Annotated in this window: 8 protein-coding genes; 4 read left to right on the plus strand and 4 right to left on the minus strand. The window is 36.6% G+C overall.

The features are described from left to right. Together JGH11_RS20070 and JGH11_RS00515 are read right to left on the minus strand one after the other, a co-directional pair. Window positions 1-1,340 (minus strand): sugar-binding domain-containing protein (locus tag JGH11_RS20070; RefSeq protein ID WP_236263814.1); only part of this gene is annotated, 1,340 nt, incomplete at its 3' end. A 97-nt stretch (window positions 1,341-1,437) separates the two neighbouring features. Beyond that, the gene (locus JGH11_RS00515) at window positions 1,438-5,511 is read right to left on the minus strand and encodes a hybrid sensor histidine kinase/response regulator transcription factor (RefSeq protein ID WP_201109596.1); all 4,074 of its coding nucleotides are present in this window, start codon (window positions 5,509-5,511) and stop codon (window positions 1,438-1,440) included. 232 nt (window positions 5,512-5,743) lie between these two features. Between JGH11_RS00515 and JGH11_RS00520 the strand changes: the two genes are divergently transcribed. From JGH11_RS00520 to JGH11_RS00535, 4 genes are all read left to right on the plus strand, one after another. After that, a complete protein-coding gene (locus tag JGH11_RS00520; protein ID WP_201109597.1) occupies window positions 5,744-7,183 on the plus strand; it encodes a hypothetical protein in 1,440 nt (479 codons plus the stop codon). A gap of 18 nt (window positions 7,184-7,201) precedes the next feature. Then, a complete protein-coding gene (locus JGH11_RS00525; protein ID WP_201109598.1) occupies window positions 7,202-10,222 on the plus strand; it encodes a TonB-dependent receptor in 3,021 nt (1,006 codons plus the stop codon). A gap of 12 nt (window positions 10,223-10,234) precedes the next feature. Next, on the plus strand, window positions 10,235-11,812 hold the full coding sequence (locus tag JGH11_RS00530) for a RagB/SusD family nutrient uptake outer membrane protein (protein WP_201109599.1): 1,578 nt from the start codon (window positions 10,235-10,237) through the stop codon (window positions 11,810-11,812). Between the two features lie 86 nt (window positions 11,813-11,898). Further along, on the plus strand, window positions 11,899-13,509 hold the full coding sequence (locus JGH11_RS00535) for a glycoside hydrolase (RefSeq protein WP_201109600.1): 1,611 nt from the start codon (window positions 11,899-11,901) through the stop codon (window positions 13,507-13,509). Between the two features lie 78 nt (window positions 13,510-13,587). Here the strand turns inward: JGH11_RS00535 and JGH11_RS00540 are convergent, their stop codons facing one another. Further along, a complete protein-coding gene (locus tag JGH11_RS00540; protein WP_201109601.1) occupies window positions 13,588-14,367 on the minus strand; it encodes an NUDIX domain-containing protein in 780 nt (259 codons plus the stop codon). A gap of 11 nt (window positions 14,368-14,378) precedes the next feature. Beyond that, a complete protein-coding gene (locus JGH11_RS00545) occupies window positions 14,379-15,221 on the minus strand; it encodes a hypothetical protein (protein WP_201109602.1) in 843 nt (280 codons plus the stop codon). Between the last annotated feature and the right edge of the window lie 61 nt (window positions 15,222-15,282).

The following is a 15,282-nucleotide window of genomic DNA, read 5'->3' on the forward strand; positions in this document are numbered from 1 at the left end:
CCTCCATCCAGAACAGGATGTGAATACGGATCGTTCGGATAGTCTACTTCATTGCCTATGCTCCATGCGAATACGGAAACATGGTTTCTATCTCGACGTACCAAATCGGCTAAGTCTTTTTCTGCCCATTGACCGAAATAGTCAAAGTTGCCTTGAAATCCCGGAGTACCCACGTTCCAGCCTTCGAGCCATTTACGCTTAGGGAATTCCCATTCGTCGTAGGCTTCGTTCAGAACCAGCAGTCCTAACTCATCACATAGAGCATACAGATCGGGAGCCTGCGGGTTGTGGCTTGTACGGATGGCGTTAACCCCTATTTCTTTCAATGTGAGTAATCGTCTTTTCCATACTTCTTTTGGAACAGCCGAGCCTAACACGCCTGCATCGTGGTGTATACAAACTCCTTTTACCTTCATCCATTCACCATTCAGGGCAAATCCCTTGTTCGGGTCGAATGTGTAGGTACGCAACCCGGTAACGGTATTGGTTTGATCTATGACTTTACCGTCTTTGAGTACGGTTGTTTTGAGCCGGTAAAGATTCGGGTTGTTCAGATCCCACAATTGCGGATTGTTTACCTTCAGCTCGGTAGTAATCGTATTGTTTTGAGCTGTCAGACGAAGCTTTTTGGAATCTTTGGCAACGAGCTTCCCATCGGAAGAAAACAGTTCATTGGTGATTACTAAATTTGCATCGGAGGAAGAAGAGTTGTCTATTTCGACCTCTACGGATAGTACAGCCTGTTTTTTAGTTACCGATTTGGGATAAGCGTAAACTCCCCATTGGGCGATATGAACCGGATTGGCATATACCATCCAAACGTTGCGGTATATACCCGAACCTGTATACCAGCGGGAGTCGGCGCTCTGGCTATGGTCTACACGAACGGCTATTACGTTGTCTTTTCCATACTGAATATATGGTGTGGCATCGTACATGAACGAAATATATCCGTTAGGACGTTTGCCTAAAGATTGTCCGTTTACAAATACTTCGCTGCGGTTATAGACACCTTCGAAATACAGGTAGACTTTTTCCCCCTGTTTTGCCTGTGGGATATTAATGGTTTTGCGGTACCAGCCTATGCCCCCGGGCAGGTAACCTGTGGCACTGGCCAATGTAGGGCTTAACTGCCCTTTTACACTCCAGTCGTGCGGCAGGTCCAATACCTTCCATTTAGAGTCGTTAAAGGATACGGATTGAGCTTCCTTCTCATCGTTGAGTGTAAACTTCCAGCTGTCGTTGATCTTATCCGACTCGCCAAAGGAAACTTGAGCAAATAGCATCGATGAAGACAGTAAGGATAATACTGCAACAAAAATAACTTTTGAGATTTTCATGATATACTTTTATTTATTTTACAAAGCAAAAGTATAATATGTATTTTGGTCTTGAGGCCGCTGAATTGGGCAAGTTAGGGTGTTAAATTCGTCATGCTTATAAATTATTAGCGTTATTTATTATTTGCTTTAAATATTCTGATGGAGCAAGGCCATATTCATCTTTGAAGCATTGACGGAAATAGGTTATACTATTTATTCCCACCATGTATGATATTTCTGATATTGTATACTTACCGGTGAGAAGAAATTGTTCGGCATTGCGTATCCTTACCTTTCTTATAAATTCATTTGTTGTCATCCCGGCCAATGCCTTCACTTTTCTGTATAGAGTGGAATGGCTCATATTCATTTTGTCGGCAATAAAAGCAACATCGATCTTGTCCGAATCTAAGTTTTGTTCGATAATTGATGTGACTTTTGCGATGAACTCGTTATCGAGCTTACTTAAAGAATCTATAATAATGGCATTCTTATTTACTGTGTTTCTATTTATTAATTCAGCAATTTTCTTTCTCGATTCTAATAAATTTGTAATACGGCTCTGTAATAGATTGGCACTAAAAGGTTTGGTGATGTATGATTCAACGCCAATATTGTAGCCATCCGTTCTATCCTGTATCGTGTCTTTGGCTGTAAGTAGGATAATGGGGATATGGCTGGTTCTTACGTCTTCTTTTAAGTTTTTACTTAGCTCCAGTCCATCCATTTCGGGCATCATAATATCGCTGATAATTATATCGGGTATGCGGGTGAAGGCAGCTTCCAGTCCTTTTCTTCCGTTTTCTGCTGTGTAGATCTTATACTGTTCCGACAATGAACTTGATATATATTCTCTTATATCTTCATTATCTTCAATTACAAGAATTATTTGTTTGGTATCTCCCGATTTCAGGTTTTCGTAATTATCGATACTCTCAATTAAATGTTTAGGTTCAGAGTCAGCATGTAATGCGCTTGGATAGGTATTATCAGAAATAATACCAAAACGGAATATGGTTCCTTCTCCTTGTTTACTATCTACATCTATGTATCCTTGGTGTATGGAAATTAAATTCTGTACTAGTGCCAGACCTATACCAGTGCCGGATACCAGTATATCCCTTTCGGCTTGATAGTATCTGTCAAATATTTTGGGAAGTGACTCGGTTGGGATGCCTATACCAGTATCGTTGATTTCTATTTCTGTATAATTAATTCCCTGCTTTTGTATATCGCGAAGTTTGAGTGTAATATTTCCTTTGCGTGTATATTTAAAAGCATTAGATATGAGATTGTCGAGGATGGTTGTTATTATATCCGGATCGAAATATAGAACTACATTTTCTGTCTCAATTACTATATTAAAAGAAATATGGTTGTTAAGATTGAGTTCTTTATATTTAAGTCCTACTTCCTCTATTAATTGCGCAAGATTTGTTTTGTATACACAAAGTTTCTTGTTTTGAGTTTCAGTTTTTCTAAATTCCAGTATTTGATTTATAAGACTTAATAGCCGTGTTGCACTTCTATGTATAACAGATATCTTAGAGGAGTGTTTTTCTGCTAAGGTCGGGTCGCTGTGTAAGTCCTCTAGAGGTCCTAAAATTAAGGTTAAAGGTGTTCGCAATTCATGTGCTATATTTGTAAAGAATCGGAGTCGCTCATTATGTAACTCCTGTTCTTGTGAGTGATTCCTTTTTTCCAGAGTAAGAGAGTTTTCCAGATCTAATTTACGTTTGTAGAAACGAAATCCGAGAAAAACGATGAGTAATATAGCAACAGTATAGAATGATTTGGCCCACCATGTCAGCCATAAAGGAGGATTGACCATAATCTTTAGAGAAGTTATTTCTTCAGCCCATTCTTGATTTTTTACCCGTGATTTTATTAATAGCTCGTAAGACCCGGGAGGTACATTGCGGAATGTAACAGAGTTCTCACCTTGGGTAGTATACCATATATCTTCTAATCCCTTGAGCATATATGTATAATCTATCAAATGGTTTAAAGAATAGTCAAGGGCGTTGAAGGAAACCTTAAAAGTATTTTGGTTGTAATCTAGATTTACACTGTTTGCTATTAGAGGGATATTTATCTCATCATTAGTTGAGCTGATTTTATTGTTATAGAATTTGAATTCAGTAATGATTGTCGGTGGTAAGCTTATATTCATCGGTATTTTTTCAGGATCAAAGTAGCAAACGCCATTTTGTGACCCGAAAAAGATTATTCCTTTAGAGTTCTTTGTTACAGACCCGCTCATGAAGTCTCCGAGAGGAATGCCATCGTGGTGGTTGTAATTGAAGAATTTATTTTGGTCTGAAATAAAGCGGCTTATTCCTCCATTTGTACTTATCCAAATATTTCCCTGGCTATCCTCTGTTATTGCTCTTATGTGGCTGTTTATTAGTCCGCTATTGTTGTCGTAGACAATATATTGATCTTCCTTGTCCAGAGAATTGAAGCAAACTAGGCCTTCACCGGTAGCAATCCACATTCGTCCTTTCTTATCCCTGTATATATGATCGACTGTATTTGATGGGAAGCCAGAATCTGTCTTGAATGTTTTAACCATTTTCATATTCTCGTCGAGAATTGCTAGACCTTCTCCGAAGAATCCTATCCATAGCCTATCTTTATTATCTTTAGAGATAGCTCGAACCAGATTGTTCGGTAGATCGGAGTTTTCTCTTGAATATCCCTTTTTTATCTTTGTAATCAGGTTGTAAGTATATACTCCATTGTTGCTACCTATCCACATGTTCTTCTTGCCATCTTCATAAAAACAACGTATATCCGTACTTTTGTCGTCTAATTGCAATTTACTTATAAGCCCATATTGAGAGTTATATATATTAACCCCTCCGTTGAATGTTCCGAACCAAAGATTATTTTCAGAATCTTTGGTAGCAGCTAATATCGCATTGTCGGTAATACTATTTATGCCCTTTTCTATAATCTTAGTTCTTTCTCCGTCAGCAAATAAATTTATTCCTCCTCCATCAGTTCCAATCCATAATTGGTCTTGTTTATCAGCGCATATACCCCAGGCTACTTTGTTGTTCAGGCTGTTTTTGAGTTTAGGTATAGGAGAATACGTCCATGTATTAAAGTATGGAGGATGACTGCTCGTGAAATTTACACCACCACCATAAGTAGCCAGCCATATATTATTAAATGTGTCTTGATGAATGCTTCTAATTGTTTGGTTGGACAAACCTTTTCCATCATCGCTATAGGTAATATTCGTAAAAGATATATGCTGTGGTGATGAGAACATACTTTGTTGGAAATCCAGAATGCTTACGCCACCATTTTCTGTGCCTATCCATAGCCGTCCGTCATTGAGCTGGTTTATTGTAAATACATAGTTAGCTAGGAGTGAATTTTTATTTAGTGGGTCGTGTTTAAATACAGTAAAAGATTCTTTTTCTGCATTGAAGAGTGCAAGTCCATTATTGGTGCCAACCCAAATATTGTCATTTTTGTCGATATAGATTACTCTGACTTCATCTCCGGGCAGGCTTTCTTTGTTGTTTGGATCATGTCTGAAATTTTTTATAGTCTTATCTTTTAAAGATAAGACACTTAATCCTGACCAGACGTGCCCCATATATAGCAATCCTTTATTGTCTTCTTTTACAGCCCAAAGATTCTCATTGACCATCTCCGGAACTGTTGTTTTATTGTAGTGTACAAAGGTTTGGGTTTTCTTATCAAAATACTCTACCCCTTTATGATATGTTGATATCCAAAGGTTGCCATTTGGAGAATTGGTTATGTCGGTTATGTCATTTGTAACTAGACTCTTATTATTGCTTGGGTCGTATTTATAATGTTTGAAAGTCTCACTCTTACAATCGAATGCATTTAAGCCTTCCCGTTGTGTTGCTATCCATACTATATCATCAAATTTGTCAGCATATACCTTGTTGAGCTCATTTCCACTGATACTATTGTTATTAGGGGTCCCATTTTTCTTCTTGTATATTTTAAAGCTATTTCCATCAAATCTATTCAGTCCTGATTCAGTTGCGAACCAGATAAAGCCTTTTTTGTCTTGTGCAATACTTACTACATAGTTGTTGGAAATACCTTGCTCCATCCCCAGTGTTTTTATGCCATATTGTTGTGCAAGAGTAAAAATAGGTGGCATGAATAAAAAAATAAATATCAGCTTATTTTTCATGTTTCTTTCTTTAAAACTCAAATGTAATAATAATAAGATAAACTAGAAGGCTTGATTAATTGTTGACCGATTTGATAACTATTAATGACTACTTTGTTGGTTATTCTATAATGAACCAATGGCTACATTTGTAACGTCATTTGCTTTAGAGCGGTCTGTAATGTGTCATAACCATCTGCATATACAGTCTTTAGCATGACATACATTAATTCATAAACTAAAATCTGATTTCATGAAAACAAAAAAGTATTTAAGCTTATTGCTGGTCCTTTTATTTTTCTTAAGTGGATGTAGCGACGATGATAAGTTTACTGATGTAGACGGATTACCTCCTACGATTGTGCTGGGCTCTTCAAATATAAAAACAGAGCCAGGGAGGAAATTTATTGTTAAAGCAACAATTGAAGATAAGGACGGTTTACAATCTATTAATCTGAAAAACGCAGCCTTTCAATTAGATAAAACTATAGATTTTACATTAGCAGATACTGTAACATATCTATTCAGTCTAAATTATGAATTCCAGGCACCTGGAGATTTGGTAGATGACCGTTACGATCTGGATATTACAGTAACAGATTTAGGCGGTCGTTCAGTTAAAGAAACTGTATTAGTGACAATGGATGGAGATTTTACTAATCCCATCTTTACAGTTGCTCCTGATGAAGCAGTTACTGTATTGTTAAAAGCGGAGACCCGTTTGAATGTGAAATTTACAGTAGAAGATGATAAAGCCCTTAATTTAGTTACTATTAAAATTCCAGAACTGAATTATACAAAAGAGATTACTTCTTTTTCTAATTCAGGCAAAACTCTTGAATTTAACGACCCCATCGCTTTGCCTTCTGCCGTTGCAACTTATAACTTAACTATTCTTGCTCAGGATAAATCTGGATTAACAGCTGAGAAAAATAGTGTTATTACTGTATCGGAAATGCCTGATTTCTCTAAAATGTATTTGATTGATGTTACTAATGCCTCTCAGCTGAACAGTGATATATTTGGTATTCCTATGCTAATTGAGCACACAGGGGCGTATACTTACAAAGCACGTTATTATTCAGAAGTAGCAGGTACTGAAATACGTTTTGCTCCTCAAAAAACTGATTTTAGTCCTATCTGTTTTGGAAAAGATCCAGTAAACAATAATGTGTTGACAGATGATCCTGATGTATCTCTGCCAATTGTTCTACCTGCAAAAGGGTATTACGAAATAGTTTTTAATGTAAAAAGTGGAGAATATTCAGTTGAATCTTATGTACCAACAGATACACCAGTTGCTATAGGTAGCCCAATGTATTTAAATGCAAGTGATCTGGCGGCTGGTACTATTCCTTTGCAAATAGGTTTGGTCGGTAGTGGTGTCCCTGATTCGGGAAACTGGAATCCCGCGGAACCGTTAATACTTAAACAAAATAGTGAGAATAAATTCTTATTCTCTGTTGAAATGACTCTAGAGGCAGGGAAGGATATTGAATTTATTATTCAGACTCAGCATTCTTGGGGTTGGTGGCCTGAGCCTTTCTGGCGTTGGGAAAGAGGTGAAGATCCAGAAATGAATATTGCAAATGGAGGAGAGAATCCGGCTAAATGGAAAGTTAAAACTTCTGGAAAATATATTTTCAAGTTTGATTCACACTTAAAGCGTTCGAAATTTTATCCTATTAACTAATATCATAAACTATATACAATGAAAAAATATTTAATATTTCTGTTGTTAATCTTATCAGCCAGCTTAGTGGCACAGAATAAGGTTGCTCTTACAGGAACGGTTATTGGAGCAGTGGATCAAGAGCCTCTTATTGGAGTAACCGTTATGGAAAAAGGTACTACAAATGCTACGATGACAGATATTGACGGCAATTATAGATTGTCTAATGTATCTGAAAATAGTGTTATTGTATTTTCGATGATTGGGTTTGCTACTCAAGAAATAAAAATGAATAATAGTGGCGTAATTAATATTTCCTTAGAAGACGATACTAAAATATTAGATGATGTCGTAGTTATAGGTTATGGTGTTGTAAAGAAGAGTGACTTGACGAGCTCTATTACAACTGTAAAAGGCGAAGAATTAAAAAGTATAACCAGTGGAAATGCACTTTATTCACTACAAGGTAAAGCTAATGGGGTTCAAATAGCTGGAGATGGTGGGCCTGGAGCTACACCCCGTGTTATTATACGTGGTGTAACTACAATAAATGGTTCGGACCCTTTATATGTAGTAGATGGAGTTCCTATTGCAGGTAATATAAACTTCTTAAATCAAAACGACATACAAAGTATAGAAGTCCTTAAAGATGCTTCAGCAGCTGCCATATATGGAACAAGAGGTTCTAACGGAGTTATCATGGTTACTACTAAAAAAGGATCAGCAGGGAAAACCAAATTTCAGATAGATGCGGCTTTTGGCCTCCAAACCTTAAATAAACCCAATATGGCGGATGCCGTTACTTATGAGAAGGTAACAAAAGAGCGTTATCTAAATGACGATTATAAAGAACCTATATGGAATACTCCTCAAGGTGCTGGCTATACAGATTGGTGGGATCAAACAATTAATGACTTTGGATATACACAATCATATAACTTAAGTTTTCAGGGGGGAACTGATAAGTTTGTATTTAGTGGAAGTATTGGCTATTTCCGTCAAGACTCTCAATATGACGTTGGCTATTGGGAACGTATAACAGGACGTTTTAATACTGAGTATAAGTTTAGTGAAATAGTGAAAGCTGGTGTGGACTTTGCTCCAAGATATGAAAACTGGGATGATACTCCTAATTTATTTGATGCCGTTATGCGTATGGATCCAACCACGCCTGTTTTTAAGCCAGAAGAAGAATGGACTTCTAACAAATTTGATAATTATGCTCGTTCTTATAATAATCAGGTTTGGAATCCAGTAGCAAGTCTAGCCCGTCAAAACAAGCATAGTCGGGAATATGGCCTTATGATGAATCCTTATGTTAGTATTGAACCTATGAAGGGTTTGATAGCACGTAGTCAGTTTAGTGTAAATGCCCGATTTAGAGTAAATGATGTATTTACTCCTAAATTTACGATCGATTTATTAGAAAAAAACGAATTAGCAAAAGCTGAACGAAAATCAAACGATTGGGTTGACTGGACATGGACAAATACGCTCAATTATATGAAAACATTCGATCAAAAGCATAATATTAATCTGATGGGTGGATTTACTATGGAGAAGCAGGCTGAATATTGGCTGACAGGTTCACAAGAAGGTATTCCTAATAATCTCTCAGATCTTCAGTATGTAAGTGCGGGAACTCTTAATCCTAAAGCTAGTGGTACAGATGTATATAACTCTTTAATCTCTTATTTGGGGCGTGCTATGTATAATTACGATAATCGTTATTATATTACGGGATCGGTTCGTATAGATGGTTCTTCTAAATTTCCTACAGGGAATAAATATGCGACTTTCCCTGCTGTGTCAGGCGCATGGCGTGTATCGGGCGAAGAATTTATGAAAGATCAAAATATTATATCCAATCTCAAAATTCGCGCAGGATGGGGACAAGTAGGGAATCAAGCAATAGCTTCGGGTGCTTATCTGAATCTTATAGGGAATGCTGATTATGTATTGGGTGGAGATCGCTATATAGGTACAGCAATTAGCCAGGTCGGAAATCCGACTTTGGTTTGGGAAACAGTTGAAGATGTTAATTTGGGCGTAGATATGAGTTTTTTAAATAATCGTTTGGATATTACGGCGGATATTTATAGTAAAAAGTCAAAAGATATGCTTATGCCTAAACCAAATCTTTTGATTTCTGGATATCCTATGTGGAATGCAGAAATGTGGACTAATATCGGAAGCATGGAAGCTAAAGGATGGGAATTCTCTGCAAACTGGAAAGATAATGTGAATGACTTTAACTATGAGGTGGGAGTCAACTTATCTGGAGTGAAAAATAAGGCGAGGAAATTTGTCGGAGATACACCTTTATTAAGAGGAGGCTTTTTTAATGATTATATAATAAAGAATGTAGCAGGAGAAGAAATAAGCCGTTTCTATGGTTTTATAGCTGATGGAATATTTCAAAATCAAACTGAAATAAATAGCCATACAAGCAATGTTGGAGAAAAACTTCAGCCTGAAGCGAAACCAGGGGATATACGCTTCAAAGATTTGAATAACGATGGAAAATTAGACGATAACGATAAGACATATATTGGGAGCGCTTTCCCTGATTTGATGGTTGGACTAAATATACATCTGGGATACAAAAATTTCGATTTAATTTCTAATTTTTATGGTACAATAGGCAATGATATCTATAATAGTGCTATGGGCGGTTTTTATGCAGGGACTGAAGGACAAAATATTTTTGCTGATGCCTATGATAAAGCATGGAGAGGAGAGGGTACGAGCAATTTTTATCCTCGTCTTTCGGCCAATGATAAGAATTTGAATTTTCGTAGAGTTTCATCATTTTTTGTAGAGGATGGATCGTATTTCCGTTGTAAGTTACTACAATTAGGATATACTCTTCCATCCAAAATTACAAGAGGTATTGGTGTACGTTTCTCAGCTTCTGCACAAAACCTATTTACTATTACAAACTATTCTGGAATGGATCCAGAGCGCGCGGCTTTAGGAGGAGTGCTAGAGGCTGGAATAGATAATTTAGGCTATCCTAATCCACGAACATTCTTATTTGGTGTCAATATAAACTTTTAATCGGTTACAAAAATGAAAAATATATTCAAGATACTATTACTAAGCGGAACATTAACCTTATTTAGTGGTTGTTCTGATTTTCTAGAGCGACCTGTCCTAGGGCAAGAGAATCTAGATACATACTTTCAAAATGAAGAGGAATGCTTGAAACAAGTTGCTGGTTGCTATCAAGGTATCTTCTGGGATGGATGGTGGCAGATCCAAGCACCTACAGTAGGATTTGATATGTGTACAGATGATCTATGGATGGGTAATACAACTCAGTCGCAGAGCGATTGGATAAGGATGTCCCATTATGGAAATTCAAAAACAGATGGACCTTTGTCCAACTATTGGCAGTATCGCTACAAAGGAATATTGAGGTGTAACATCGTAATAGAAAAAGTTCCAGAGGCCCCTATAAAAGATGAAGATTTAAGGAAAAGAATGATTGCAGAAGCTAAATTTATTAGGGCATATCAATATTTCGAATTAGTGAAAAATTTTGGAGGAGTTCCTGTCGTTTTAGGAATGCTCATGCCTAATGAATTAGATGGAATTACGCGTAAATCTGTTGAAGAAACTTATGCTCAAATTGAACAAGATCTGAAAGATGCGATTGCTGATCTTCCTGCCAAAAGTGAGTATGCTGCAAAAGATCTTGGACGAGCAACCAGAGGTGCGGCCATGGGTTACTTAGGTAAGGTATATTTATACCAGGACAAATATAGTGAAGCAGAAAAAATATTGGGAGAGTTGATTGATACTCAGGAATATGATTTGTGCCCAGATTTCAAAGATGTTTGGTCTATTACGAATAATAATAATGTAGAATCATTATTTGAGGTTCAATATAGCTCCGATATTAGTTATAGTTTAGGGGGTAGGCTATCTGTTTTTACTGGCTCTCGTGATGATGATGGCTGGTCATGGGGACAACCGACAAGTAATTTGGAAAAAGCTTTTCTTGATGCCGGAGATGGCGAAAGGTTGAAATGGACTATAATAAAACATGGAGATGATGTACCGGGCGATGATACCGAAAAAGCTAAAAATTATGTAATATCACCGAGTAAGCATAAATCGGCACGTATTAATAGAAAATTTTATATTCCTCACAATTTGAGACCAGAGCCATATGATGCTGATCATATCGATCTAAATTATCGTTTACTGCGTTTTGCAGATGTTTTGCTTATGTATGCCGAGGCTGCAAACGAATTGGGGCACGATAGTGAAGCCCGTAAAGCTCTAAAAAGAGTTCGTGACAGAGTGAGTCTCCCAGAAATAACATCTTCGGGAAAGACCTTAAGGGATGCAATTCGTTTAGAAAGGAGATTGGAGCTAGCGCTAGAGAATCAACGCCTATATGATTTACGCCGTTGGACAGATGATAATGGCAAAAAGGCTCTTTGTAATGTTATGGGGCCCAATGGTACATTTGTAAAATATAATCTCTATGAATCTACAGATGAATATGAGACAACAAACCAGAAAGAAAATAGTAATAAAGGTATTACATTTCAGGAAAACAGAGATTTATTATTCCCTATACCTAATACAGAAGTTTTGCTTTCTGGAGGTAGTATAACTCAAAATCCTAATTTCTAGAAATATAAAACTCTCAAGATTGGAAGGTATGCTCTATGTTTAGGGCATACTCTCTCATTTTGGAGATACAACTAATATCAATAATCATGAAAATAGTAAAATGTTTGTTATACATTTGTTTATGTTTTGTAGGCATTTCTTGTAATGATACCCCAGAACCAACTATCGCTCCTGGCTCTGGACAAGAGCCTTCAGATGGTACTGCTAATGTTTCTGTTTTTTTTAATACAACATATCAGACTATAGAGAGCTTTTCGGCCTCAGATTGTTGGCTTCCTAATTATATTGGAACTTATTGGGACGAGAATGAGAAAGAAGGAATCGCAAAGCTTCTGTTTTCTCAAAATATAAAAGATGGACAGCCGGAAGGTATAGGTCTTTCTGGTTGGAGATTCAATCTAGGCGGAGGTACAGCTCAGCAAGGAGCAGCCAGCGATATTGAAGATCCTTCTCGTCGGGCTGAATCTTTTATGAATCCTACTGATGGGTCTCTGGACTGGACTAAGCAGTCCGGGCAACAATACTTTTTGCAAAAAGCGAAGAGCTATGGATGCGAACAATTTGTCATGTTTAGCAATACTCCTCCGGTATATATGACCCGTAATGGCAAGGGGTATTCTGCTATGGGGGCTTATTCTAACTTAAAAGAAGATAGCTACGACGATTTTGCTGAGTATATAACAACTGTTATAGATTATTTTAAAACAAATAAAGGAATTGACATTGCTTATATAAGCCCGGTTAATGAACCTCAATATAACTGGGATGGACCTGGACAGGAGGGTTCCGGCTGGCAAAATAGTGAAATTAAAAAGTTGGCTGTAGAAATAGATAAATCTATTGAAGAGAAAGGTTTAAATACCAAGATCCTGTTGTCGGAAGCGGCAGCTTGGAATTATTTGTATGAAACAGATGGAGATAATAACAGGAAAAATGTAATTTATAATTTATTTGACCAGTCATCGTCTAGCTATGTGGGAAATTTGAAACATGTGGCACCCATAATAGCAGGCCATAGTTATTGGACAGATGGGACATGGTCTAAGTTGGTAGATACACGTACTATTGTTGCCTCTAAGGCTAGCGTTGCCGGTCTAAAAGTTTATCAGACAGAATGGAGTATGTTAGGAGATGGATATAGTGCGAATGAATTTGTAGGTTTTGATAATGCAACCTATATGGATATTGCATTGTATATGTCGAAGGTCATACATTGTGATCTTGTGTATGGCAATGTTGCTTCATGGTCTTTCTGGACAAGTGTTGATTTGGAACGTTGGAATCATAAAAATAGATTTTTACTGATAAAAGCTACTCCGGAAGGAGGAGTTTATGGTGATGTAAAGCAAAGTGGAACTCATGAAAGTACTAAGACTCTGTGGGTACTGGGTAATTATAGTCTTTTTATTCGTCCCGATTATAAACGTATAGGGTTTGAAATGAAAAATTCATCAAAAGATTTATTTGGCAGTGCCTATATCTCTCAGGATAGTAAGAGGCTAGTTTGTGTATATACAAATTTGTCCAAACAGCAATATGATGCGAAGGTTGATTTGGATAATGCAGCGGTAAAATCTATAAAGAGATATACTACTAGTCAAACACAGGATTTGGTAGAAGGAAGTATAATGGATGTGAATAGTTCTATTCTGATAAGTCCGAAATCCATCGTAACAGTCGTTTATGAGTTAAGATAGCAAAAATGTAATAACTAAGAAAAAGCCGGTTTTAGCCGGCTTTTTTATGATTTGAATAACAAAATAGACAGACTCTTTTTAAAAATTATTACTCATGAATTGTATACCATACTTTTCAGCATCTTCATACTTCTTCTCTATGAACGAGTATAGATTAGGTGACTTATGTGGTCCTACCTTTCTTATTTCATTCAGTGCTTCAATATAACCGATTGATAGCATTTTTCTCTGAAAATTTCTTCTGTCTATTTCTCTACCTAAAATTGACTCGTAAATATTTCTCAATTCTGGCATTGTAAACTTTTCAGGTAATAGTTTATATCCAATTGGAATATATCCAATTTGTCTTCGTATTGTTTCCAATGCGGTATCTAATACCTCTTTATGGTCTGGGTAGAGTGCAGGGATTTCTTTTATATTAAACCAAGCACACTCTTCATGCTCGTCCGCTAATAATTGAATCTGTTCGTGCTTAATCAGAGCATAGTATGCGAGACTGATAAACCGATTACAGTTCCATTGTTCTCTTGGATATTCATCGTTGAAACGTTTTAGTATCTCCTTGTTGTTATCGTAATTGATTGAACCGTCTCTTCCGAAAAAATAAAATTGCTTCAGGTATGCATTGTGAAGACATGTTCGTTTTTTCAATATACGTAAGGCTGTTTCATCGGGATGTTCATCTTTTGCAACGAAACTTCCTGGAAGCATCCATCTGTTGCTTACTTTAAATTTACATAACAAAACATTGATAGATCCCGCATGGAAGCCCAAGATGATGCAATCGACTGATATATTTGGAATAAATATATCTGAATTATGGCTTAATTCATCACTAGACGAATTTTCTGTTTTCATAAATTGTTTTATCAATTGGTAAGTTCGCCAGTTGCTTTGTCTTTTTTATTGTCAAGGTAATAAATGTGATACTCAGCTTTCTCCTTAGCTGTTTTCAGGCTGTCAAGTTGTAACATCATTGTTGACAATTGGAAAGATTTGGAAATAGCAGATTTTATTGTTTGCGATATTTGATATGAATACTTCCCTTGTCCCTCAAGTGAGACTGTCAGCGGAACTTGGGCATTTGTAAATATGAATCTAGCAATCCCGTTTTCGCTGTTTCCGGCAAAACGGATGATTTCGTACTCTTTTCCCATGTTTGAAAACCTATAATTGAGGCCATCATCATTTACGGGTAAGGATTGGGCATATGAACCATCTTTTGTCGATACTTTTATCTGGTTATGTTTCTGTTTCGATCCAACAAATACACTTTCTATATACAAAGTACCATCTTCTATTACTCCCGAACGTAAGGTTGTCTGAGTAATGACTCCTCCTGATACACTTTCCTTCGGTATATAAGTTCCGGTTTCTTGATATTCTTTATTCTTTTGAAAAGAAAAAGCGGCTTTCATCTTTGTTATCTCCGGTTCGTATAGGATAATAAGCGAGTCGCATTCTGTGATAGTTTGCACATTCTCTGCTCTTCTTATGGTGTCCAAAAAAGCTAATCCCGCCCTAATTTCATCATAAGATTTAGGATATAATATCTTTAAACTGTCAATTTCGTCTTTTGCTTTTTGGTACTGTTTTTCAGCATAAAACTGTCTCGCGATATTTAACCGCAATAAAGCTCCATCATCTTTTTTATTACATGAAAGAAGGAAAAGTAGAAGAAATATTAATGTATTTCTATAATAATTCTGCATAAACTGCTAGTTGTTTTGATATCCTGATATAATAGTATCACAGTGCCAAATTACAAATTAT

This window comes from Dysgonomonas sp. Marseille-P4677, from assembly GCF_016652235.1.
Classification (GTDB): Bacteria; Bacteroidota; Bacteroidia; order Bacteroidales; family Dysgonomonadaceae; genus Dysgonomonas.

Bases quoted from the DNA above. Each gene is read 5' to 3' on its own strand.
- JGH11_RS00540 (WP_201109601.1), bottom strand. From the start codon at position 14,367: ATGAAAACAGAAAATTCGTCTAGTGATGAATTAAGCCATAATTCAGAT.
- JGH11_RS00530 (WP_201109599.1), top strand. From the start codon at position 10,235: ATGAAAAATATATTCAAGATACTATTACTAAGCGGAACATTAACCTTA.
- JGH11_RS00525 (WP_201109598.1), top strand. From the start codon at position 7,202: ATGAAAAAATATTTAATATTTCTGTTGTTAATCTTATCAGCCAGCTTA.
- JGH11_RS00515 (WP_201109596.1), bottom strand. From the start codon at position 5,511: ATGAAAAATAAGCTGATATTTATTTTTTTATTCATGCCACCTATTTTT.
- JGH11_RS00535 (WP_201109600.1), top strand. From the start codon at position 11,899: ATGAAAATAGTAAAATGTTTGTTATACATTTGTTTATGTTTTGTAGGC.
- JGH11_RS00520 (WP_201109597.1), top strand. From the start codon at position 5,744: ATGAAAACAAAAAAGTATTTAAGCTTATTGCTGGTCCTTTTATTTTTC.
- JGH11_RS00545 (WP_201109602.1), bottom strand. From the start codon at position 15,221: ATGCAGAATTATTATAGAAATACATTAATATTTCTTCTACTTTTCCTT.